Origin of the sequence: Halopelagius inordinatus, assembly GCF_900113245.1 — an archaeon.
Classification (GTDB): domain Archaea; phylum Halobacteriota; class Halobacteria; order Halobacteriales; family Haloferacaceae; genus Halopelagius; species Halopelagius inordinatus.
On the sequence record NZ_FOOQ01000005.1, the window covers coordinates 47110 to 71016 of the forward strand.

The 23907-nt window shown below is 66.1% G+C and carries 20 protein-coding genes; 5 read left to right on the plus strand and 15 right to left on the minus strand.

Translation table 11 applies throughout. The features are described from left to right. Window positions 1-283 precede the first annotated feature (283 nt). Window positions 284-1834, plus strand: coding sequence for an amidase (locus BM167_RS14565; protein WP_245781376.1), 1551 nt, complete (start codon window positions 284-286; stop codon window positions 1832-1834). 9 nt (window positions 1835-1843) lie between these two features. Here the strand turns inward: BM167_RS14565 and BM167_RS14570 are convergent, their stop codons facing one another. Beyond that, window positions 1844-3163: a nickel pincer cofactor-dependent isomerase, group 22 gene (locus BM167_RS14570; RefSeq protein WP_092893461.1), complete on the minus strand. Its 1320-nt coding sequence runs from the start codon at window positions 3161-3163 to the stop codon at window positions 1844-1846. Between the two features lie 62 nt (window positions 3164-3225). After that, entirely contained in the window at window positions 3226-3654 is a 429-nt protein-coding gene (locus tag BM167_RS14575; protein WP_092893462.1) for a universal stress protein, read from the minus strand. A 91-nt stretch (window positions 3655-3745) separates the two neighbouring features. On the opposite strand from BM167_RS14575, the gene BM167_RS14580 reads away from it, so the two are divergent. Continuing rightward, complete coding sequence (locus tag BM167_RS14580; protein WP_092893463.1) at window positions 3746-4651, plus strand: dihydrodipicolinate synthase family protein; 906 nt, start codon at window positions 3746-3748, stop codon at window positions 4649-4651. Between the two features lie 58 nt (window positions 4652-4709). On the opposite strand, the gene BM167_RS14585 is transcribed toward BM167_RS14580, so the two are convergent. The 12 genes from BM167_RS14585 to BM167_RS14640 all read right to left on the minus strand — a co-directional run bounded on the left by BM167_RS14585 (window position 4710) and on the right by BM167_RS14640 (window position 17497). Further along, window positions 4710-5882, minus strand: a complete 1173-nt coding sequence (locus BM167_RS14585) for a mandelate racemase family protein (RefSeq protein ID WP_092893464.1) — start codon at window positions 5880-5882, stop codon at window positions 4710-4712. Window positions 5883-5940: 58 nt separating this feature from the next. Beyond that, the gene (locus tag BM167_RS14590) at window positions 5941-6714 is read right to left on the minus strand and encodes an HpcH/HpaI aldolase family protein (RefSeq protein ID WP_092893465.1); all 774 of its coding nucleotides are present in this window, start codon (window positions 6712-6714) and stop codon (window positions 5941-5943) included. A 97-nt stretch (window positions 6715-6811) separates the two neighbouring features. Beyond that, on the minus strand, window positions 6812-8032 hold the full coding sequence (locus BM167_RS14595) for a mandelate racemase/muconate lactonizing enzyme family protein (protein WP_092893466.1): 1221 nt from the start codon (window positions 8030-8032) through the stop codon (window positions 6812-6814). 148 nt (window positions 8033-8180) lie between these two features. Next, complete coding sequence (locus BM167_RS14600; RefSeq protein WP_092893467.1) at window positions 8181-8924, minus strand: SDR family oxidoreductase; 744 nt, start codon at window positions 8922-8924, stop codon at window positions 8181-8183. A gap of 58 nt (window positions 8925-8982) precedes the next feature. Next, entirely contained in the window at window positions 8983-10050 is a 1068-nt protein-coding gene (locus BM167_RS14605; RefSeq protein WP_092893468.1) for a glutathione S-transferase family protein, read from the minus strand. A gap of 4 nt (window positions 10051-10054) precedes the next feature. Next, window positions 10055-10339 carry a hypothetical protein gene (locus BM167_RS14610; RefSeq protein WP_092893469.1) on the minus strand — a complete coding sequence of 95 codons (285 nt, stop codon included), beginning with the start codon at window positions 10337-10339 and terminating at the stop codon, window positions 10055-10057. 34 nt (window positions 10340-10373) lie between these two features. After that, the gene (locus BM167_RS14615) at window positions 10374-11576 is read right to left on the minus strand and encodes a hypothetical protein (RefSeq protein WP_092893470.1); all 1203 of its coding nucleotides are present in this window, start codon (window positions 11574-11576) and stop codon (window positions 10374-10376) included. A 7-nt stretch (window positions 11577-11583) separates the two neighbouring features. Next, entirely contained in the window at window positions 11584-12639 is a 1056-nt protein-coding gene (locus BM167_RS14620) for a 3-isopropylmalate dehydrogenase (protein ID WP_092893471.1), read from the minus strand. Window positions 12640-12767: 128 nt separating this feature from the next. Then, window positions 12768-13922, minus strand: a complete 1155-nt coding sequence (locus tag BM167_RS14625; RefSeq protein ID WP_092893472.1) for an ABC transporter ATP-binding protein — start codon at window positions 13920-13922, stop codon at window positions 12768-12770. 90 nt (window positions 13923-14012) lie between these two features. Beyond that, window positions 14013-14846, minus strand: a complete 834-nt coding sequence (locus BM167_RS14630; RefSeq protein WP_092893473.1) for a carbohydrate ABC transporter permease — start codon at window positions 14844-14846, stop codon at window positions 14013-14015. Window positions 14847-14848: 2 nt separating this feature from the next. Then, entirely contained in the window at window positions 14849-15790 is a 942-nt protein-coding gene (locus BM167_RS14635) for a carbohydrate ABC transporter permease (RefSeq protein WP_245781377.1), read from the minus strand. Between the two features lie 135 nt (window positions 15791-15925). Beyond that, entirely contained in the window at window positions 15926-17497 is a 1572-nt protein-coding gene (locus tag BM167_RS14640; RefSeq protein ID WP_092893474.1) for an ABC transporter substrate-binding protein, read from the minus strand. A 138-nt stretch (window positions 17498-17635) separates the two neighbouring features. Between BM167_RS14640 and BM167_RS14645 the strand changes: the two genes are divergently transcribed. Then, on the plus strand, window positions 17636-19192 hold the full coding sequence (locus tag BM167_RS14645) for a TCP-1/cpn60 chaperonin family protein (RefSeq protein WP_092893576.1): 1557 nt from the start codon (window positions 17636-17638) through the stop codon (window positions 19190-19192). 44 nt (window positions 19193-19236) lie between these two features. On the opposite strand, the gene BM167_RS14650 is transcribed toward BM167_RS14645, so the two are convergent. After that, entirely contained in the window at window positions 19237-20922 is a 1686-nt protein-coding gene (locus BM167_RS14650; protein ID WP_092893475.1) for a TCP-1/cpn60 chaperonin family protein, read from the minus strand. Window positions 20923-21622: 700 nt separating this feature from the next. Here BM167_RS14650 and BM167_RS14655 point away from each other — a divergent pair. Both BM167_RS14655 and BM167_RS14660 read left to right on the plus strand, forming a co-directional pair. Continuing rightward, window positions 21623-22798 (plus strand): enolase C-terminal domain-like protein, encoded by a 1176-nt coding sequence (locus tag BM167_RS14655; RefSeq protein ID WP_092893476.1) that lies wholly within the window; start codon window positions 21623-21625, stop codon window positions 22796-22798. Continuing rightward, window positions 22798-23895, plus strand: a complete 1098-nt coding sequence (locus tag BM167_RS14660; RefSeq protein ID WP_092893477.1) for a Gfo/Idh/MocA family protein — start codon at window positions 22798-22800, stop codon at window positions 23893-23895. The genes BM167_RS14655 and BM167_RS14660 overlap by 1 nt, the downstream gene beginning before the upstream one ends. Window positions 23896-23907 lie beyond the last annotated feature (12 nt).

Consider the following 23907-nt stretch of genomic DNA (forward strand, 5'->3'; position numbering starts at 1 on the left):
CCGAGAGAGCGAACGGGCGCTTTACCTGTCCCCCGAGTACAGTTTTGCTATACAAACTATTTTTCTAACTTTCACAGTTTTCTTGTACAATACAGTTTTGCCATCAAAACTAGCAAAAATTCACCGGACGCCGGCGACGCTCTCGGCGTCGATGAAGCGAAAACGGCCGTCCGAACGCGTCTCGGACCCGAACGGTTATGCGAGTCTCCACCGTGTCTCGGAGACGCATGACGAGATTCGACGACATATCGACCGACCGGAACCGGGGGACTCAGTAGTGCCGATGCCTCTCTCGTCCGTCTCGGCGGAGTGGGTCGCCGAGGCGGGCGACGCGATGGGGTTCGACCTCTCGACGGCGGACGCAGAACGGTTCGCCCGCGGCGTGAACGACGAGATAGGCGGGTACGCCGCACTCGACGAACTCGCACCGGCGGACGCCGCCGAGTCGATTGCCGTGCGCGACGTTCGCGCGCCCGAGGAGGACGAGGACCCGCACAACGCCTACATCACGGCGTTCGTCGCAGGCGGAGACGACGACGGCCCCCTCTCCGGCGTCGACGTCGCCGTGAAGGACAACATCGCCGTCGCGGGCGTCCCGATGACCTGCGGGTCGCGCGTCTTCGAGGGTGTCGTCCCCCGTCGGAACGCGAGTATCGTGGACCGACTGCTCTCTGCGGGCGCGCGACTCGTCGGCAAGACGAACATGGACGAACTCGCCTACGGGCCGACGAGCGAAACGAGCGGATTCGGGCCGGTGACGAACCCGGCGGACGACGCGCGAGTCGCCGGTGGGTCCTCGTCGGGAAGCGCCGCCGCCGTCGCCGAAGGCTCCGCCGACCTCGCTCTCGGAAGCGACACCGGCGGGTCGGTCCGAATCCCGGCGTCGTTCTGCGGCGTCGTCGGGTTCAAACCCTCGTGGGGCGCGGTCCCGCGCGACGGGTTCGTGGACCTCGCTTACACGCTCGACCACGTCGGACCGCTCGCACCGGACGTGGAGACGGCCGCGCTCGGATTCGACGTAATCGGCGGCTACGACGCCCGCGACCCCTCCTCGGCGGCGGCGACGGAGATTCCGATCGGCGACTGCGCCGCGGGACTCGACGACGCGCCCGAAGTCTCGGACCTCTCTTTTGGGGTCCCGGAGGAACTCCTCTCGTCTCACGTCTCAGACGAGGTGCGCGAACGCTTCGAGAGCGCGATAGCGACGCTCGAATCCGCGGGCGCGACGGTGGAGTCCGTCCGACTCCCGACCGTCGAAGACGCCGTCTACGTCTGGAACGCTATCACGAACGTCGAGTTCGCCGCCGCACTCCGGCGCAACGGCCTCCCGATAGAGCGACCCGGCCCGTTCGACACCTCCCGGTACGACGCCGCGAGTGCACGGCAGTCCGCCGCGGGCGTCGGCTTCGGCGACGTGGTCCGCGAACGCGCCCTCGTCGGCGCGGCCCTCCTCGATAGGTACGACGGCCGCCACTACACCCGCGCGCGGAACGTCTGTGCGACGCTGAAAGCGGAGTTCGAGGACGCCCTCGACGGCCGCGACGCACTCGTCTGTCCGACGATGCCCGTCGTCGCGCCCGAGGTTGGCGCGTGGCAACCGCACAGTTACGACGCGGACGACCAAGACGCTCTGAACGTTCCGCTCGCGTACAACACGCGTCCGATGGACCTCGCGGGCGTCCCCGCGGTGACCGTTCCCGACGAGAGCGACGCCGGCGGGGACGACGCCGACGCCCTTCCGGTCGGCGTCCAGTTCGTCGGCGGGATGCACGAGGACGCACATCTCCTCCGCGTCGCGCGGGCCTTCGAACGCGCGCGGGACGGAGACGAGTAGCGCCGTCCGTCACTCCTCGATTTCGGTCGTCAACCGGCCGTCGTCGTCGAAGGTCAATCGCCTGCGTTCGCCGATTTCCACGTCGTCTCTCCCCTCCAACTGGTCGAGGACGGGTTCGGACGCGAGCATCGTCCCGGGTTCGAGGGTGTTCGTGATGCGACCGATGCGCATCTGAGAGAGGTCGGGAACGCCGGTCATCGACGCGGCGAGGACGAACGCTGTCGCGTCGCAGGGGACGACGAACGGCACTTTCGAGCGCTCGGGTTCGCCACTCGTCGTGATGTTCACGTACATGTCTTCGAAGTCGACCGACTCCAGCAGGTCCCTGCTCATGAAATCCGCGAGACCGATGCCGATTGCGTTGCCGTGGGACTCCTCGGTGAGAGACCGGACGTAGACGCGCGTTATCTCCGGCGTGTCCACGTCCGGTTGGTTGTGAAAGCGGACTCGGCCGACGACGTTCGTGTCCATCCCGGTTCCGCTGACGTTCTTCCCGAGTTCGTCCACCATCAGGAAGTCCAACTGCTCGACGGGCAGGGAGGGAAACAGCTCCGCCGACCGTTCGAGGAGTTCCTCCTCGCGTTCTCGGAGGGTATCGACCGCAAGCCCCTCTATGTGTGCGGCGCGTTCTCTGTCGTTCTCCACGACTGCGATGCCGCCGACCACGTCCGTGGCTTCGAGGAGCAGTTCGGCCCGTTCGGGGACGACGTCGTCGAACCCCCGCGCGATGGCGGCGTTGTGCATGTTCTCCGCGCCGCGGTGCTTGCCGAGTCCGACGACGGCCATCTTACAGAGCCCCGACTCTATCGGGCCGCGGTAGTCGGTGTGGAGTTTCACGCGGTTCGCCAACAGGATGGCGTCGGCGTCGAGTGCGTCCTCAGCGGCGTACACCGGTTCGCCGTTCGGGTCCTCCGCGACTTTCTCGACGGCCATCGAGGAGCGAATCTCACACCCCATCGACGCCTCGGTGACGCCGAGAGACGCGAGCGTCTCGACTTGCCCCTCGGCCGTCGCGCCGCCGTGACTCCCCATCGCGGGCATGACGAACGGTTCGAACCCCCTCTCTTGCAGTTCCTCGACTGCCGCCGCGAGGACGGCGGGCATGTCGTGTATGCCTCTGCTCCCGGCGGTTATCGCGACTTCGGCCCCCCGCGGCAGGTCGTCGAACGCGGGGATGTCGCCGACCGCTTCGACGGTCGCCGCCCGGACGTCGTCCACCTCGGGCGGGTCGGTGACCGTCCGAACCGTCGCGAACGTGGGGAGGTCCTCGATCGACGCGTCGTTGACCGCTTCCAGCCGTTCTCGGCCGGGGAACTCGAGTTCGACCATGGTTTCCTTCGAGTTTCACCTCCCCGCTAATGAACGCTCGCACTCCCTCGGTCGTCGCCCTCTCATTCGTCCATCACGGCGACGACCGGAACGTCCGAACTCAAGAGCACGGACTGGGTGGTGCTTCCGAACAAGGCTTTCCCGACCGGCGTCCGCTTGCGCCCGCCGATGACGAGATACTTCGCGTCCACCCGCTCGGACTCGCTCAACAACTCCTCGACCACGTCACCGACGCGTCCGCGAGTGACCACCGGTCCCGGTCTGTCGGTGGAGGCTTTGACGACCGTTCGCGCCGTCGCCTCGGCGTCGTTCTGTCCGTCTTCGACGGTGTACCGTTCGCCCTTCGTGACTTCGTCTCGCTTCTCGAACTCCTCTTGCGGGAGGACGTGAATCACGATGAGTTCGTCGTCGTACGCCTCCGCGAGGTCCTCTCCGACGGTGATCGTTCGGTCGGGCTGTTTGTCGCCTTCGACTGCTGCCAGTATCGCCATCCCGTGATACATACTCTCACGCTCCCATAAACTTTGGCGACGGACTGCCGCCGTGACAAGCTATAACTTCCGCCGCGGGGAGTGACTCACCATGACCGAAGACGTCGCGCGACGGTTCGAAGGCGCACACTGCCCGCTCGTCACCCCGTTCGAGGACGGAGACGTAGACCACGAGGCTCTCGGGACACTCGTCGAACACGTCCTCGAAGGCGGCGTGACCGGCCTCGTCCCCTGCGGAACGACGGGCGAGTTCGCGAGTCTCGACGCCGCCGAGTACCGGGCGGTGCTTGAGACGACCGTCGAACGCGCCGACGGCGCGCCCGTGATGGCGGGCACCGCGGGGACGAGCGTCGCCGAAACGCGAGAGCGAATCGAGACGGCCGACGAGGCGGGCGCGGACGCCGCTCTCATCACGCTTCCGTACTTCCACGGGTCGAACGACCCGGCGGGCGACGTAGCGTTCGTGCGACGCGTCGCCGACGACGCCGCGCTTCCGCTCTATCTCTACAACATCCCCTCCTGCGTCGGACGGTCGATCGACGCCGACTCCGTCGTCGAACTCGCCGGACACGACCGAATCCTCGGCCTGAAAGATTCCAGCGGCGACTTCAACTACTTCTCGGAACTCCTGCGCCGAACGCCCGCGAAGTTCCAACTGTTCGAGGGGTTCGACAGCCACCTCGTGCCCGGACTGCTGTTCGGGTCCGACGGCGGCGTCAACGCCCTCTCGAACGTGATACCGGAGGCGTTCGCGGCGGCGACGCACGCCGCGGAGAACGGCGACCCGGCCGAAGCCCGACGAATCCACGAGGAACACGTCGCGCCCCTGTTCCAGCAGTGCGTCGCACACGGGTTCGCTCCGGCGACGAAGGCCGGACTCCGCGCGCGCGGCGTCTTCGACAGCGACGAGGTTCGCCCGCCGTTGGTCGAACTCGACGACGACGCCCGCGACGAGATAACGTCGCTCGTCGCGGATATCGTCGCCGTCTACGAGTAGCGACCGCCGTTCTCCAGTCGCCGCACTTCGCCGCAGACAGCCGCTCTCTCCCGGACGTTCACTCGTAAACGTGGACACTCCCCGTGTTGTTCTCCTCGATGTACTCCCAATCGTAGTCGACGCCGAGTCCGGGGCCGTCGGGCACCGGCACCGTCCCCTCGTCGTCGACGGCGTCGATGTAGTCCGAGTATCCTCCCTCGTACACCGGGGCGATGGGGTTCGGGAGTTCCGGGTGGACTAAGGCGAGTTCGTAGTAGTTGGCGTTGCGCGTCGCCGCCATGCAGTGACGCTGTGCAGGGCCGGGAGCGTGGTACTCCACGTCGAGGCCGAACCCCTCGCTGACGCGGGCTATCTTCATCGCACCCGTAATCCCGCCGTCGTACTCGGGGTCCGCGCGGACGAAGTCCGTCGCGCCGTTCGCGACGAAGTCCGTGTGCGGTTCGAGTCCGCGGACGTGTTCGGTCTGCAGGATGGGCGTGTCGAGCATCTCGCGGAGTTTCTTGTGGGAGTGTTGGGAGATGCCGCCGTCGCGGTACGGGTCCTCGTACCAGAAGAATTCCTCTTCGTCGCAGGCGCGGCCCACCTTCAACGCGTCCGCGAACGTCTCGTACTGGCACGCGGGGTCGAGCATCAGGTCCATCTCGTCGCCGACGCGTTCGCCGAGAGCGTGGACCGTCTCTATCTCTCGGTCTATATCGCGCCACTCGTCTGCGCCCCAGACGTGCATCTTGAACCCGCCGTAACCCATCTCCAGACACTCCTCCGCGAAGTCGGCGTACGCCTCCGGCGAGTCTAATCCGCCGTTCTCGTCGGCTTCGTACGTGGACGCGTACGCGGGGAGTCGCTTCCGATAGGTTCCGAGAAGTTCGTGGATGGGAGCGTCGTAGTACTTCCCGGCGAAGTCCCACAGGGCGATGTCCATCGGTCCCATCCCCATCCGGTCGTACTTTCTGAGCGCCCGCTTCAGTTCGCTCCAGTGTCGCTCCCGTTCGAGGGGGTTCTTCCCGACGAGGTAGTCCGCGACGACGTTGAACTGCGCCGCACCCGGCGAGTTCCCGCCGACGTACTCGCCGGTGATGCCCTCGTCCGTGTGTATCTTCAGCGCGAACTGCTTTCGCTCCGTCGTCGTCCCCGGTTCGTAGACGAGGCTGAACCCGTCCGGATTGTGTCCCGTGTCTTCCAACGGAAACGAGAACTCGGTGCTCTCTATCCGCGTGATGGTCGGTGCCATGACAGCTACTGTCGGCTCGGAATCATAAACGTGTGGGTTTATCCCACTCTCGCGGCTCTCAGAGGTGGTCTCTGGAGTGGTCGAGTGCGTCCGCCGCCCCCTCCGCGAGATGCATCGCGTCCACGCCCGCGACGATGTAGTCGACGCCCCAGTCGAGGCGCGCCTCTCGTTGCGCCGCGCTGGTCGCGAGCGTTCCGATACCGATACCGGCGTCGTGGGCCGCATCGACGGCGCGGGTCACGTTTTCGAGGAAGTCCTCGTCGTCCCAGTCGCCGAAGCGGTCCATCGACAGAGAGAGGTCCACCGGGCCGACGAACAGGCCGTCGATGCCGTCCACCGCCGCGATATCCTCGGCGTTCTCGACGGCGCGTTCGGACTCCAACTGGACGAACCGAGCGAGTGAGTCCTCGGCCGTCTCGACGTGGTCCGACAGCGACCGGCCGTACTCGGACGCTCGGGCGAGGCCGAGTCCCCGCCGTCCCTCCGGCGGGTACCGACTCGCCTCGACGATATCCTCGGCCTGTTCTACCGTCTCCACCATCGGGACCAGAATCGCCGTCGGCCCCAAATCGAGCGTCCGTTTCAGCGTCGTCGGGTCGTCGTCGGCGACGCGGACCAGAGACTCCGACTCTCCGGGGGCGGCGTCAACCGCCCGCAGCATGTCTCCCATCGTCCCGTACGACACCGGAGTGTGCTCTTGGTCGAACGCGACGAAGTCGTACCCGATTCCGGCGAGCAGTTCCGCCGTGGACGCGTCCGGGATGGTGGCCCACGTCCCCACCAATGGGTCCGTCGCCTCGGCGATGCGCGTCAGTCCGACGTTCTCGGTCATGGTCGCCCCCTCGTCGCCGGGGAACCTATAGCTTCGACTTCGGGCCGACGTTGCCGGCTGATTCTCGGCGGGCGGCAGTCCCGCCGCGTTGCCGCCGTCACGGGAACATCGTCCCCCCGTCGAGGAGGTGGTCCCGCGCCACGTCCTCGTCGATGCCGATGCCCAGTCCGGGTTCCTCCGGCACTTCGATGTAGCCGTCCTCGATGAGCGGTCGGTCTCTGTCGTGTAAGTCGTCCCACCACTCCACCTCCAGTGCGTGGTACTCCAACACGTCGAAGTTCGGAACGCACGCGCCGAGGTGGACGCAGGCCATCGTCCCCACGGGGCCGCAGACGTTGTGCGGCGAGAACGCGATGTAGTTCTCCTCTGCGCGGTTGGCGATGGCTTTCGACTCCGCGAGGCCGCCGCACGTCGTCGGGTCGGGCGTCACGATGTCGACGCCGAAGTCGTAGAGCAGTTCCTCGAACTCGTGGACGCGAAACCGGTTCTCGCCCGTCGCCAACGGCGTCGAAGTGGCGCGGTTGACCTCCCGTTGGGCGTCCGCGTTCTCGGGCGGCACCACGTCTTCGAGCCACATCAGGTCGTACGGTTCGAGTTTCGACGCGAGGCGTTTCGCGGTGTCTATCGTGTAGTCCCAGTGGACGTCGAACGCCAGGTCCACGTCGTAGCCGACTTCCTCGCGGATGGCTTCGACGGTCTCGACTTTCCGCCGGACGGCGGCGTTGCTCGCCCGGCCGTTGAACGGGTCGGGGTCGTTGTCGAACGGTTGGTCGAGGTCGAACTTCAGCGCGGTAAAGCCCATATCGACGACGCGCGCGGCCTCCTCGGCGTACGCCTCCGCCGCGTAGGCGTCGTCGTCGTGGGCGCTGGGATAGCCGTCCGACACCTCGTACGCCTCCCCGGCGTGACAGTCGCAGTAGATGCGCACCTCGTCGCGGTACTTCCCGCCGAGCAGTTGGTAGGCGGGGACGCCGAGAACCTTCCCGGCGACGTCCCAAAGCGCGATTTCGATGCCGGACGCCGCGGTGACGACTTTCCCCGTCGTCCCGCCGTGACCGGACGTCTCCTGTACCATCCGACGGAACAGTCGCTCCACGTCGAGGGGGTTCTCGCCGACGAGAAACCGCTTCATGTACTCCATCACCTCGGTGACGCCGCCGCCGCGGTAGGACTCCCCGATACCGGTCACCCCGGCGTCCGTGTGGACTCGCACGAGGTTCCACTCGAAGTTTCCCTCCACGACGCACGTCTCGATGTCCGTGATGGTCACGTCGCGGTCCGGTGCCCGGTTCGTCGTCCGATTCGAGAAATCTCTCATCTCGGCTCTCGTCTCCCTCGGCGTCGAGAACCGACTGTCGAGTCCGTGAGTCGTCCCGTCATCTGTGACCGGACCGACACGACGAGCGACCTTATCTATTGTGCTACCGCGTACCGTGGTGGGTGGGAGCGACCCGCGGCGGACGCGGTCAGAAGTGCGTCATCTTGTCCCGGCGGTAGAGGTCTATCTCGCTCACGGTGTTCGGCGGGCGTTGCTTCGCCGCGAAGACGATGGCGTCGGCGACTTCGTCGGGTTCTGTCACCTCGCCCGGTTCGAAACGGTCCTTCAACGGGCCGTCCGTCTCGGACCCGAACTCCGTCCGAACCTCCGTCGGGTTGACGACGGTTACGGCCACGTCGTCGTCGCCGACGGTCCCTGCGAGACTCAGCGCGAACCCCCGCGTCCACCACTTCGTCGCGGCGTACACGGCGTCGTTCGGTCGCGGGTACTGTCCGGCGAAACTCCCGAGGAACACCAGGTTCCCAGAGGACTCGCGGAGGTGCGGAAGCGCCGCCTGCGCCGTGTAGAACATCCCGTTGACGTTCACGTCTATCATCAACTCGAAGTCCTCGACGGAGAGTTCCTCGACGGGTTCGTTGACGCCGAGGCCCGCGTTGGCGACGACGACGTCTATCCCGCCGAACGTCTCGGCCGTCTCAGCGACCGCAGACTGGACCTGTTCGGGGTCGGTGACGTCCGTCGGAACGACGAGGGCCTCTCTGTCGTGTTCGGTTCGAACGTCGTCGGCGACGGCTTCGAGTCGGTCTTCTCGGCGCGACGCGAGAGCGACGTGCGCGCCCGCGTCGGCGAGTTCGAGCGCCGCCGCGCGGCCGATTCCGGAAGTCGCTCCCGTCACGAGGGCGATGCTGTCGTCGAGTGCATCTTCGTCCATGCGTGAACCGCTCTCGTTCGGACGGCGTAAAGGTACGGGGCGACTGTCGCCGTCTCCCTCAGGCGTCGCAGAGGTGGCCCGCGGCCGCCGCCCTCTCTCTGAGAGTCTCTCTGGCGTCCGTCAGCGCCGTCGCGTCGCCTTCGACGCGGTCCTTCTCTATACGGGTGGTGACGGCCGACGCGACGCGACACTCCGCCGCGTGGAGGTCGGTTTCGAGCGTCGAGACTCGCTCTCGCTCCGCCGGCGTGAGACTCCCGTCTCGAACGTAGTCCAGTATCTCGGTCCCCTCAGCCGACAAGAAGACGGACTGCCGGGTGTGTTCGGACAGTCTGTCGGAGTCGTCGCGGTCCCACTGCAGTTCGACCGCCTCCTCGCCGAGTGCGCTCACGAGGAGGGCGGTTCTGTCCAGCGTCGCGTCCGTCCGGTCGTATCCGGGAACGACGTCGGCCTGCGCGTCGTATCCGACGAACACCGCGCGTTCGGGCGCGCTGTAGGCGTCCGCGGGGTACGCGGCGGCACCCACGCCGGCGGCACCGAACAGCAAGAGAAAGACGAGAAACAGTCCGAGGAACGCCCGGGGCGCGCCGCGGACGGGCTTCGGTTCGAGAAACGGGTGGTTCCGCGTCCGTTCCATCGACAGCGAGGCGACTCGCTCCACGAGAGACGCGAGCGAGTGGGTGTTCTTCGAGGCGCCGGTGACGACGACTCGCCCGTCGCCCGCGACGCGGACGAAGGAGTTGTGGTAGCCGGTGTGTCGAACCGTGAGGCCGCGGCCCTCGCCGAACTGGTCGCGGCGACAGTCGTCGTAGTCGTCGGCGGCGGAGACGGCGTCCTCTATCTCCGCGAGCGTTCTCTCGGCGTCGCCGACGTCGTCGCCGGAGACGAATATCGACTTCCGCTCGAAGCTCAGCCCCGACCCGTTGCGCTTGTACTCGGCGAGTCGGCGGACCCAGAGTTTCCCGCGGGCTACCGCGACCGGAATCGTGGGCAGGAGGACGACGACGGCCGCCGCCCTGAGATAGCCCCCGTTCGACGCCGGAGAGAGACCGTACCGCAACGCGGCCCAGAGGGTGACGAACGCGAGCGTCACCGACCCGCCCACGACGAACGTTCGGAGCTTGTTCATCCGGTCACCCTCCGAGGAACGTCTTTTTGATGCGTCCGAAGAAGCCGACGTTTCGGCGCTGGCTCTCCGATTCGAACACCGGGCCGAGTTTAGATTCGAGGTCGTCCCTGCTCTCGAAGCGGTCGATGTCGGTCTGCGACAGCAGTTCGGCCAACATGATGGAGTTTCCCTTCTCGTCCACTTGGACGTTCGCCAGCGCGTGCTCACGCTCTAACCGCCGCACCGAGACGGGATAGGACCACCCCGACTCCTCGACGAGTTCGTGAACCGCGTCCGGGCCGTATGTCATGTTCACTCGTGGTCCTTCATCGGACATAAAACTTTCACGCGGCGTCGGCGGATGCGGTCGGCGGGTCACCCCCGTCGCGCACGTCGCCCGCCGCGTCCATCTCGCGTGTCCCGTCCGTTCCGTCCGCCTCGTCGAGCAACGACCCGACACATCCGAAGCCGAGACGGCTCCCGTCCGGGCCGCGAACCGCCGCCAAAAGCACTCGCGACCGGTCGAGCGTCTCCGTCTTCGAGAGGCGCGTCCCGTTCGGAGCGAACGCTCTGACGACCACGACGTATCGGCCCCACCGCAGGACGGTTTCGTTCTCGTCGGCCAGAGACGCCGACGCCGCCTCCGCCGCGCCGACCGACCGCCACCGGTCGACGGTCAGTCTGAGTGTCTCGCCGGACGGCGGCGCGTATCTCGCGGTGTGTCTCGCGGTCGGTTCGGGCGGGCTTCCGAGTTGGATGCGGTCGTCGAACGACCCGACGCTCTCGGAGTCGAGGAGACGCCACCCGTCTAATCCCGACGCACTCGCACCCGAGACGACGGCCGGGGCGAGTTCCGCCGGGTCGGCGTCCTCGGGCGGCAACGGACACCCGAGCGCGGCGTAGTCGAGACGGCCCGCAGGGTTCGACACCGGGGATTCGTCCCGAACGGTCGCCGGTTCGGTCGCTCCGTCCGTCGGCGTCGGCGACTCCTCTGCGACGCCGAACGGCGACGGGTCCAACGACGAGACGAGGCCGGGGCCGACGACGGCGACGCCGCCGAGACAGGCCGCGACGACGACGGCGGCGACGAGTCGCTTTCCGATGCGTCGCCTCCGGGTTCGGGTCCGTTCGCGTTCGGCGCGGACGGCACCCGGTTCGGCGAACGCCGCCGCGTCCGCGCCCAGGTGGCGTTCGAGAATCGACGCCGCGCGGTCGCGTTCGACCGCGTACCGGACTATCCGAAGCAGTTCCGCGGCGTCGATAGCGGTCGGTTCCGCCGCGTCGGCGGTCGATTCGACGACCCGGGAGGTGACGACGTCCGACGCCCGCCCGTCGCGCGCCGACGTCGGTGCACCGTGCGTCACCCGAATGCGACGCCTCCCGTCGGACGCTTCGACGGAGAGCGTCGTCCCGTCTCGCGTCACCGACCACCCGCGCGCCTCCCACAGGTCCGCGACGAACGTCGCGAACGCCGCCTCGTCTCCTCGACGTAGCGCGGCAGAAAAGCGTCGCACCTCCGGGTCGGTTCCGCGAGAGCGAAGCGGCATCGTCCGCTCAGAGGCGCGTTCGGAGGTCCGAGACGACCGCTTCGGTGCCCGACTCGCCGCCGAGGTCAGGCGTCCGAGGCGCGCCGTCGTCGGCCAACTGGTCCGCGACGGCGTCCCACAGGGCCGCGGCGGCGTCGTCCTCGCCGAGGTGGTCGAAAAGCATCGAAACCGAGAGCACCGTCGCGAGGGGGTTTGCGACGCCCTCACCCGTGATGTCGGGCGCGCTTCCGTGGACCGGTTCGAACATCGACGGGGAGTGCCCCTCGACGTTGATGTTCGCGGAGGGTGCGAGTCCCATGCTACCGCTCACTATCGCGCCGAGGTCGGTGAGGATGTCGCCGAACAGGTTCGAGGCGACGACGACGTCGAACTCGTCGGGTCGGCGCACGAGGTCCATCGACGCGGCGTCGACGAGGAGGCGTTCGACCGTCACGTCGGGGTACTCCTCTGCTACCTCCTCGACTATCTGGTCCCAAAACACCATCCCGTGGGCCTGCGCGTTCGACTTCGTCACGTTCGTCAGGTGCCCCTCGCGTTCCGCGGCCGCCTCGAACGCCTCGCGGACGACGGCTTCGGTCCCCTGTCGCGTGTAGATGGCCGTCTGCACCGCCACTTCGTGGGGGTATCCTCGGTGTTCGTGCCCGCCCGCGTCGGAGTACTCGCCCTCCGTGTTCTCGCGGAAGACGACGAAGTCGATATCCTCTCCGTCGTACCCCCGAAGCGGACTCTCGACGCCCTCGAAAAGCACCGACGGGCGCTTGCAGACCTGTTGGTCGAACGCCTTTCTGATGGGGAGCATCATCCCCCGAAGCGTCACGTGGTCGGGGATGTCCGGGTGTCCGACCGCTCCCAGTAGGATGGCGTCGTACCCCTCTAACGTCTCGATGGCGTCGTCGGGCATCATTGCCCCCTCCCGTAAGTAGCGTTCGCTCCCCCAGTCGTAGCGCGTCGTCTCGACGGAGAACCCGTCGCGTTCCGCGGCGTCTTCGAGTATCGGAAGCGCGGCGTCGACGACTTCGACCCCGATACCGTCTCCCGGCAGTAGTGCGATATCGTACGTCACACTCCGAGAGTCGCCGAGAGCGGTCAAAAGCGTTCCCCCGACGAGCGCGGGTTGCGGTCGGCACGTGTTCGCACTCGCCGTCGAGTTCGAGTTTGCCTACCGAGAGCGTCCGGCCGTCGGTCGGTCCATCACGCCTCCTGTCCGACCGCGCGCGGTTCCGCATCGGCCCGTTCGTGTCCGTGGACGAGTGCCTCCTCGGTGTTTCGGTCGAACAGGTGGAGGTCGGCTTCGTCGAACGTCACGTCGATTATCTCGCCTTCCGACGGTTCGACTTCGACGGGCGCGCGGACGCGACACTCCTTGCCTCCGACGGTGAGGTAGAGGAAGTTGTCCGACCCGATGACCTCGACGACGTCCACCGTCGCCTCGAACGTCTTCGCGTCCGGCGCAGTCGAGTCGACGCGGAGGTTCTCCGGGCGGACGCTGAGCGTGTACTCGCCTTCGCCGCCGACCATATCGACTATCTCCTTGGAGACGCCGTACGAGAACCCGTTGCCGACCAACGTTCCGGTTCCGTCGCTCTCGATTTCGAGGTCGACGTCGAAGAAGTTCATGCTCGGACTGCCGATGAAGTCCGCGACGAACGTGTTCGCGGGCCGGTAGTACACTTCCTTGGGTGTACCGACCTGTTGGAGTTGACCGTTGTCGAGGATGACGATGCGGTCCGCCATCGTCATCGCCTCCTCTTGGTCGTGCGTCACGTAGATGGTCGTGATTCCGAGTTCCGAGTGGATGCGGGAGAGTTCGGTCCGCATGTGCTTGCGGAGTTGCGCGTCGAGGTTCGAGAGCGGTTCGTCGAACAGGAACACCGCCGGTTCGCGGACGATGGCCCGTCCCGTCGCGACGCGTTGTTGCTGCCCGCCCGAGAGGCTTCCGGGCTTTTTGTCCAACAGGTCTTCGATGCCCATCATCTCGGCGGCCTCGACGACGCGGCGGTCGACCTCCTCGTCGCTGAGGTCAGTACTCAACTGCAGTCCGTACCCCATGTTCTGTCGGACGGTCTTGTGCGGGTAGAGCGCGTACGACTGGAACACCATCGCGATGTCCCGATTCTTCGGCGACATCTGGTTTATCGGTTGGTCGTCCAGTCGTATCTCCCCGTCCGTGATGGACTCGAGTCCGGCGAGCATCCGAAGCGTCGTCGACTTCCCGCACCCCGACGGGCCGACGAACACGACGAACTCGCCGTCGGGAATGTCGAGCGACAACTCCTCGACTGCGACTATCGGGCCGGACGTATCCTCGAACACTTTCGTTACGTCGTCGAATTTAACACGTGCCATGGTAACTCACTCCAATTTGGATTTGCATCTCTGTTATTTAGTAGTATCCCCGGTACCGGACTCGAACGTCCGTCGGGGCGTCGATACGCGTCACATCCCTCCCAGTCCCTCGCCGACGTAGCGTTGCGAGAGACCGTAGAAGACCACCGGCGGTGCAACGAGAAGCACCACGGCGGCCATGAGGATGTTCCACTGTCGGAGCACGTCGCTCCCGAGGATGTAGTGCAGGGCCACCGTGGCCGTGCGCACTTCCTCGTCGCTCGTGAGGACGAACACCCACAGGAAGTTGTTCCACGCGGTCAGGAACGCGAACAGGGCCGCGGCCCCGACTGCGGGCGCAGACAGGGGAAGGACGATTCGCAGGAACGCCCCGAGTTCGCTGTGGCCGTCTATGAGTGCGGCCTCCTCTATGTTCTCGGGGATACCCTGCCTGAAGAAGCCCTGAAGCAGCCAGATGGTCTGCGGGAGGACGAAGATGGACAGCGCGATCATCACACCGGAGAGGGTGTTGATGAGGCCGAGGACGTAGAACACCTCGTACACCGGGATGGTGATGACTATCCACGGGAACATGATGGTGAAGACGGCGGTGTAAAAGAGCACTTTTCGCCCCGGGAAGTTCAGCCGCGCGAACGCGTACGCGCCCGGAATCGAGAAGAAAAGCGATATGACCGTCGCCGTCACGGAGACGATGATACTGTTCTTGAAGAACGTGATGAAGTTGTAACGTTCCCATATCTGTTCGTACGCCGCAACCGTCAGGTTCCCCAGTTGCGGGAGGTAGTTCGTCCCCGGGTCTATGGCCGCGAAGTTCGTCAGGAACGACGTTCGAACCACCCAGTAGTACGGCGCTAACGCGAACAGTGCGAACACTGCGAGCGCGACGTACAGCAGCAGTCGGGAGCGTCGAGTCTCGTTTATCATGGTCAGACGTACATCTCCTCTTCGTCTTGGATGACGGTCACGTAGAAGATGGCCGCCGCCATCGATATCACTATCATCGCCATCCCGAGCGTGTAGGCCCGCGAGAACTGGAGGTTCACGTAGGCCGTCTCGTACGTGAGGATGCTCATGAGCATCGTCCGAGTACCGGGTCCACCGCCGGTCAACTCGAACGGCTGCGCGAACTCGGCGACGTTCCACGCCGTCCGAAGCGCGAGGATGACTATCGTCGGCGTCACGAGGTGCGGCAGGGTCACGTCACGGAACCGCCGAAGCCGTCCCGCCCCGGCCAACGCCGCCGCCTCGTACTGTTCGCGCGGGATGCCGACGATGGCCGCGGCGTAGATGATTCCGGCGTACCCGTAGTCGTGCCACGACTGCGCGACGATGAGCGACACGTACGGCCACAGGTCCTCCGCGAGGAACGCCGGTGTCGCCACCCCGAAGACGTCCGTGATGAGTCTCGGAAGCATCCCGAAGTCGCTGTTGAGGAACCACAGCCAGATGACACCCCCCGCCAGCGGTGCGGAGAAGTACGGGGACATGACGACTGCGCTGGCCCACTCTCTCCATCCGCTCGTGAGTTCGCTCAACAGGAGCGCCGCGAACAGGCCGATGATCAACTGCAGGAACGTCGTCCCGAACACGAACACCAGCGTCCACCCGAACGCGAAGTGAAACAGGTCGTTCGTCAACAGCCACATGTAGTTGTCGAGGCCCACGAACGTCCCGACTCCCCCCAAGCGCGTGTTGGTGAACGTCATGTAGACGCCCCGCACGATGGGGAAGTAAAACAGGAGCGTGAACATCAGGAACGTGGGGAGAATGAACAGGTAGCCTATCCAGTTCTCCCGCGCGCGGTCCATCAGCGTGGTCTCCTCCATTCCGTACTTCTCTCTGACGTGCTGTGTGGTTTCTTGTGCCAAGGTAGTAATCCGATGCCCGCCTAGTGGTAAAAACGTTGGGGAGAGAATTCGGCCGGTTTGGCGGGTTACAGGCCGTTAGCAGTAGCTATCGCGGTCGAGGTGAAGCGGTCGAAGTACGTCGGAGACGTACTCGACTTACTGCCCCAGTCGTTCGAGGATTCGCTCGCGGACGAGCGACGGCGTCTCATCGACGGAGTGTTGCCCCGCGATGGCCTCGCTTATCGTCTCGTTGATGTCGGTCCACCGGATGGGGTCGACGTCCGGCACGTCCCACGCCGCGCCCGTGGTGGAGTACTGGACGCCGTACTCGTCGGCGTTCTTGTACGCTTGCTCCGTGCTCTGGGCGAGGTCGTACTCGTCGAGGACCTCCTGCAGTTTGGGTTCGAGACCCGGAAGCGCCTCGTAGTACTCGCCCCACGCGGGCAGGACGAACTCGTTGTCGCTGAGCAGGAACATGTTGAGGTCCCACGCGGCGTTCTGTTCGGCGTCGCTGGCCTCGAAGATGCACTGCTGCTGTTCGAGCGCCCACATGTGCCCGCCGTGTTCGCCCTCGACGCCTTCGAGTTCGCTGATTCCGAAGTTGCTGCCGAACTCGGAGTCGACCTTCGGATGCGGCAGGAGCATGAAGTCGCCCTCGCCGTCGTTCCAGCCGAACTGCACGTCCTCTTTGACGGACGTCCACCGACTGGCGGTCGGAACCGCGTAGTTGAACGAGGCGACGCGGCCGGTGAGCATGAGCGATGGGATGTCCTCGTCGCCGCGTTGGGCCGCCTCTTCGCTGCTGAACTCGTTGGCCATCTTCACGCAGGTCTTTATCATCCCGTCCGTCTTGCCTTGGTCCTCGTGGTCGTCATTCCCGACGACGACCGTCTTGTCGTCGCCCTCGCCGCGCATCCACGGGTCGGTTCCCTCGGTGTACGCGGTCCGCGCGTAGCCCCAGTAGGACTCTAAGTCGCCGGGGACGCCCGTCTCCTCGTAGGCGATGATGTCCTGCTCTTCGTCGATTCGCTGGACGGCCTCGAGGAACCCGCTCCACGTCGAGAGGTCCTCCATCGGGTCACTGACGCCGGCTTGGCTGAACGATTTCGGACGGATGCCGAGGTTGCTGTTCGTGTGACGCATCCCGCCGCCCGACCAGTACTCGCCGCGGTACTGCGCGGACTCCTTGTTCGCCTGCGTGAAGTCGTCCGGCAGGTTGTCGGTCGATTCGATGAACGGCGCGTGGTCCGGAACGCTGTCGTTGAGGTAAAACTGGAGGCCGCCCCCGCCCGCCTCGGCGAACGTCGGCGGGTTACCCGACGACACCGTCGAGGAGAGCTTCGACCGGATGTCCCCGTAGGACGCGGTCTGAAGGCTCACGGAGACGTTCCCGTTCTTCTCTTCGAACACCTTCATCGAATCCTGGAAGTGCGACTTCATCCCGGCGTTCTCGACCGCCTGTGCGCTCAGGTAGTCGATGCTGACGCTCTCGGACCCGCCCGAATCCGAATCGGTGTCGCCTCCCGAATCGGTCGAACCGCCGCCCCCTTCGTTCGGTTCCGGCGTGCCGTCGCCCTGTTCGCCGCTACACCCCGCGAGGGCTCCGAGCGCACCGACTGTCGCCGTGGCAGCAGTCGCCTGTACGAACTGCCGTCGCGACGGTTTGTCACTCGGCGGCCCCTCGGTGTGCTCTGTACTCTCCCTGTCACTCGTGTTACTCTGTGACATGTGATATTCGAATGATAGACGGTGATAATAAATGTTTCTCACACGAGAACCGATTTCGCGGGTTCTATCCGCCGACTTCGGACGAATTCGGCTGTTCCGTCCCTCACACTTATGAACGGTGAAGCGAACACGGGGAGTATGAACTCCGACGCACGGCACGCGTTACTCGACGACGTGGACCGCGTCTGCGACCTCGTCGGCACGACGCTCGGTCCGTTCGGGACGAACAAACTCGTCGTGGAGTCGGGCGGGCGAGTGACGGCGACGTCCTCCGGGGCGATGCTCCTCGACCGCCTCGAACTGGAGGACCCGGCGACGACCCTCCTCGAACGGGCGGCTGACGACTTTCGCGAGACGCACGGCGACGGCGCGACGACGCTCACGCTTCTGACGGGCGCGTTGCTCCGCGAGGCGGACGGCTTGATCGACCGGGGCCTCCACCCGACGACGGTCGCGCGCGGGTACCGAGAGGCGCTCTCCGTCGCCGCCGACCGACTCGAATCGCGCGCGCGCCCGCTCTCGGTCGTCGGCCCGGACGCCGTCGCGCGGACGGCGCTCACCGGGACGCGAAACCCGACGACGAGACGGCGCGTGAGCGAGGCGATAGCGGACGCCGCGACGACGGTATCGAACGCCGACGCTCCGAACGGCGGGCGCGCGGACCTGAACGTGCTCGCGCGCCTCGGCGGCGTCGGGGACACCGACCTCGTCTCCGGCGTCGTCTTGGAGACGCCCCTCGTCTCGGACGCGATGCCCCGACGCCTCCCCGATTCGGGCGTCGCCCTCCTCTCTTCGACCGTCGACGTCCCCAAACTCGGCGGTGCCACGGAGTCCGCGGACCGAAAGCTGTCTTTGGACGCGGACACGTTCGATGAACGCGCCGCGATCGGCGAGTACGAACGCGACGAGTTCCGCCAGATACTCTCGTCGGCCGTCGCGTCCGGTTGCCGATTCGTCGCGACGAAAGGCGGCGTCAACGACCGCGTGAAGACGCGACTGGCCGACGCGGGAGTCGCCGCGATAGACCGCGTCGAAGACGGGGCGATGGAGCGTCTCGTCCGGAACACCGGGGGTCGAGTGGTTCCCTCTCTCGCCGAGGTGTCCCCGGAGACGATGGGCTCTGCGGACGTGCGCGTCGAACGCCTCGCCGGGCGCGAGTTCGTCTACGTCGAGGGCGACGACGCGCCGCAGTTTTCTTTGCTCTGTCGCGCGCCGGACCCGCGGTCGGTCGCCGCCTTCGAAGAGAGCGCGGAGAGCGCCGTCGCGGCCACGTTCCGAGCGCTCGACGACGAACGCGTCGTTCCGGGCGGCGGCGCGACCGAAATCGACCTCGAACGCGCGGTTCGGGAGGCGGCCAGAGGAATTCCCGGCCGCGAGCAACTCGCGATGGAGGGGTTCGCGAGAGCGTTGGCGGCGGTTCCGAAGCGACTCGCGGAAAGCGCGGGTCTGGACGGGTGGTCCGGCGTCATCCGTCTCCGCGTCGCGCACGACGAGGGCCGGTCCGCCGTCGGCGTCGACGCGCTAGCGGGCGAGATTCGGGACGTTCTCGACGGCGACGCCGTCGCGGAACCTCTCGGACTCAAGCGCGACGTGGTGGCCTCGGCGACGGACCTCGCGACGCAGTTGCTCCGCATCGACGACCGAGTCCCGGCGAACGACCTCTCCGACGACGATTCGGCCGCCGCGGCCAGATAAAAACCGCGTCTCCTCTCCGCTTCTCGAATCTCCGCCGTCCCGACTCAATCGTGTTCGGTCTGCGGCGTGAACGGACCGGGTTCGACGCCCGGGGAGACGACGGCGTCGACGGTTGTCAGTTGTTCGGCCGTCGCGACGGCGGTGTCGACGGCCTGCGAGAACACGCGCCGCGGTTCGACGACGCCCATCTCCCACGCGTCCGCCGCCGCGCCGGTTTCGACGTCCACGCCGACGGGCGCGGGCCGTTCGTCGGACTCGGCGTGCGCGCTTCGTAGCGCCGCCCGGACGTCGAGAGGGTCGTAGCCCGCGTTTCGAGCGAGCGTCGTCGTCAGCGACTCGCAGGCGTCCGCGAACGCTTCGACGGCCAACTGCTCTTTGCCCTCCACGCCGCGAGCGAACTCCCGAAGGTCGCGGGCGACTGCGAGAGAGGGTGCGCCGGCCCCCGGGAGCACTTGCCCGTCCATCGCGGCGATGGCCGTCGTTTCGACCGCGTCTTCGACCAGTCGTTCGTGCGTCGTCCGCCCCTTCTCGGTCGGCGCGCCGACCAGAAGCGTGAACACCGGGCCGTCGCACTCCTCGAAGCGCGCCCACTTCTCGTCGCCGACGCGCCGTTCGGACACCCGTCCGGCCCGCCCCAGTTTCGACTCGTCGAGGTCGGAGACGTGACCGACGACGCTCGCACCCGTCGCGCGGGCGACGCGATGGACGTCCGATTTCGGGTACTGCGCTCTGTCGACGACGGCGACGCCGTGCGATTTGAGCGCGGCTTTCACCTCGTCGTCGAGTTCCGCCCGGACGACCAGCACGTCCGTTCCCACCTCGGCCACCGACGCGGCGACGGAGTCGACGGCGGCGTCGCGGGAGTCGGCGTACGCCGCGACTGACCCCGCCGAGTCCAGCGTCACGCCCGATTTCCCCTCCCCGCCGAAACTCGTCGCTGACTCCTCGACGTCGATGCCGCGTTCGAGGACTGCGACTCTGGCGTCCGTGAGGACGCCCTCGATGGCGGGCGACCAGTCGAACGAGAGACGACTCCGGTCGCTCGTCTCGTGTGCGCCGGGGCGGCGACGGACGACGTGCCCGCGCGAGAGGGTGCACTCGGCGTCGACGCGCGTTCGGACGGTGATGTCGTCCGTGTCGAACCAGCCGTCGTCGCTCTCGCGGGCGAGACTCGAGACGGCCGCAGAGACGGCGTCGGCGTACTCTCGGCGGCGTCGCTCCGAGAGGTCCGCCGTCATCGTCGTCGCGGCAACCTGCGAGAGCAGTTCTCGGTCCGTCGCCTCGACCGGACGCGCCAGGTCGTCCAAGACGGCCCCCGCCCGGTTGGCCGCCATCGCGTACCCGACGACGATACTGCCGGGATGGAGACCGTCGGCCGCCAACTCCGCCCCGGAGTCGAGGAGTCTCGCCGCCAGGAGGGCCGCCGCCGTCGTCCCGTCGTGCAGACTCCGCCGCACGGAGTCGAGTCCGTCGACGAACAGGGCAGCGACGGGGTGACCGAACCCGCCGCCGCGTTCGATGGCTTCGAGCAGGTGCCCGGCGTCTCTCGTCACGACCGTCTCCGGCACGTCTTGCGGGTCTACCGTCTCGACGAGCGTCGTCCCGCCCGACGGACCGTACGTCGAAGCGACGAGCGATTCGACCGCACGGGCCGCCTCGACGACGTACTCCCGCGCCGCCTCGTCGCGGGTGAGCCACGACCCCGCCTCGCTCTCGCCGTCGTGTGTCATGCTTTGGCGGAGCGGACCGCGGGATATAAAACTACCTGACGGTGAAGCCTCCCCTCTCCGGGATGTTTGACCGACGAATCTGTCTCGCGGTAGCACCGAACGACGAGCGCCCCGAACGCACCGTCACGAACTGTGCGACGATATCGCACAGAGTTGCGAAACCATACCACGGCACCCTCCGACCCGAGAGCGGGCGGACGTCAGAATCGCTCGGCCCGTCTCCCGCCTCACCTGCGCTGATACGCTCTCTCGAACGAACGCGACGGGCGAAACCGAGCTCGTTCGTCCATCGGGACAGCTGTTCATCATGAATAAACACATACTTTGGTCGATAAATTCGACCGTCAGATAGTTTCGACAAGTAGATTTTCCGGGTCGTTCGGTTCGATATCCGCTCTCCTCGAGCGAGTAACCGACGATATATCAACAGCTAGCCAGACTTTTCGAGCTCTGCACGGCTGCCAAAAGCCTTATTTACGGGACGATTTCGCCGCTTGTATTACGATAATAGTACTGTAATAGTAACTCGGATTCGCCGCCTGTTCGCCCCGAACCCCGCGTCGTCCTGCGGTCTGCGAACCACGTGCGACGATGGTGAACGATATCGCCGCGGAGGCGTCGGTGCGTCCGACGGACGTTCGACGCGGGCGGGGCGCGACTCGAACCAGCATTTATTACGGTTCCACGTGTCGGGCGAACCATGGCACCGACGATCACGCGGATAGAGAGCACGGAGTTCCGATACCCATTGGAGGACGTCGGGACGGACGGACACGGATTCAACCTCTCCTACGAACCGGGAACGACGACGGAGCGGAAACTGTTCGCGCTGAAGATACACACGGACGAGGGCATCACCGGCGAGTACATCGGCGGGAACTCTCCGGGCGCGGCGCAGATAAACACGTTCGCGGACTACCTCGTCGGGAAGAACCCCCTCGAACGGGAACGACACTGGAGCGAAGTCAAGCGGGCCCTCCGGAAGTACGACCGGATGGGAATCGGCCCCATCGACATCGCCCTGTGGGACTTCGCCGGGAAGTACTACGACGCCCCCATCCACGAACTCCTCGGGACGTACCGCACGCGACTTCCCGCGTACGCGTCCACCTACCACGCCGACGACAACGGCGGGCTAGACTCGCCGGAGGCGTACGCCGACTTCGCCGAAGAGTGTCGAGACGCGGGTTATCCCGGCTTCAAGATTCACGGCTGGGGAGGCAGCGACGAGGCCCGAGACGTGAGCCGAGAGGTGAAGACAGTTCGGGCCGTCGGCGAACGCGTCGGCGACGAGATGGACCTGATGGTAGACCCCGCCTGCGAACTTGAGACGTTCGCGGACGCACTCAAGGTCGGCCGCGCATGCGACGAGTACGACTACCTCTGGTACGAGGACCCGTACCGAGACGGCGGCATCTCCCAGCACGGCCACAAGAAACTCCGCGAGATGATAGAGACGCCCCTCCTGCAGACCGAACACGTCCGCGGACTCGAACCGCACACGGACTTCATCGCGAACGGCGCGACGGACTTCGTCCGCGCGGACCCCGAGTACGACGGCGGAATCACCGGCGCGATGAAGATTTCCCGCGTCGCCGAAGGGTTCGGCCTCGACGTGGAGTACCATGCGCCCGGCCCCGCACAACGCCACTGCATCGCGGCGACGCGCAACGCGAACTACTACGAACTCGCCTTGGTCCACCCGGAGGCACAGAACACGCAACCGCCGGTGTACGACGGTGACTATTCGGACATGTTCGACACCATCGACGACGACGGAACGGTGCCGGTTCCCGACGGCCCCGGACTCGGCGTCGACTACGACTGGGAGTACGTCGAGGAAAACAGCACGGGTAGCGTCCACGTCTACGAGTAATGACGTTCGAGGCAGGAATCATCGGCACCGGCGGAATCGCGGGGATGGGAATCCTCGGCATGCACGACGAGGACCAGATAGGCAAAGAGAAGGTCAAAGCGAGTCACGCGGGCGGGTACGGCGCGACAGAAGAGATAGAACTCGTCGCCGTCGCCGACGTGGACGAGGGGAACCTCCGCCGATTCGGCGAGGCGTGGGACATCCCGGAAGACCGCCAGTACCTCGGCCACGAGGCGATGCTCGAATCCGAGGATTTAGACGTGCTCTCGGTCTGTACGCCGTCGTATCTCCACCACGACCACGTGGTGGACGCCGCCCGGTCGGCGGCGGCCCCCGAGGTGATATGGTGCGAGAAACCCATCGCTTCGTCCGTCTCGGAGGCCGAAGCGATGGTATCGGCCTGCGCGGAGGCGGACACCGAACTCGTCGTCAACCACTCGTTTCGGTTCACCGACAAACTCCGCCGTCTCCGCGAGTTGATCGACGAGGAGGACGTCCTCGGCGACGTTCGCTCCGTGAGCACGCAGTTCCGCATGGAGTTGATGCGGAACTCGACGCACCTGCTCGACACCCTCGTCTACCTCCTCGACGCGCGCGCGGACAGCGTATCCGGCTACATCACCGGCGAGAACGAGGCGGTCGATTCGCTCGACGCCGCGGCGGAGGTCGACGACTCCGGCGGCGGCGGCCACGTCGTCATGGACGACGGCACGTTCGTCACCGTCGACTGCACCGTCCCCCGCGACATCTCGTCTATGAGTCTCTCCTTTATCGGAACCGAGGGGAAACTCTACATGAACAACGACGACGGCGAGTGGCGCTACTGGTCCTTGGAGGACGGCGACCACGTCGAGACGCCGTTGCCGGGCATCGAGGGCGCGTGGACGTGGGACGACGACTACCGGACCGCGTTCCCGAACGCGGCGCGACGCATCGAAGCGATGCTCCGCGGCGACGCGGAGAACCCCTCGACGGGCGAGGAAGCGACTCGGTCGCTCGAAATCATCGTCGCGTTCTACGTCTCTCACTACACCGGCGGGCACGTGGACGTGCCCCTCGACAGACCGTTGCGGGACGTGGAGATAACGTCGTGGTGAGGCGGGCGGCGG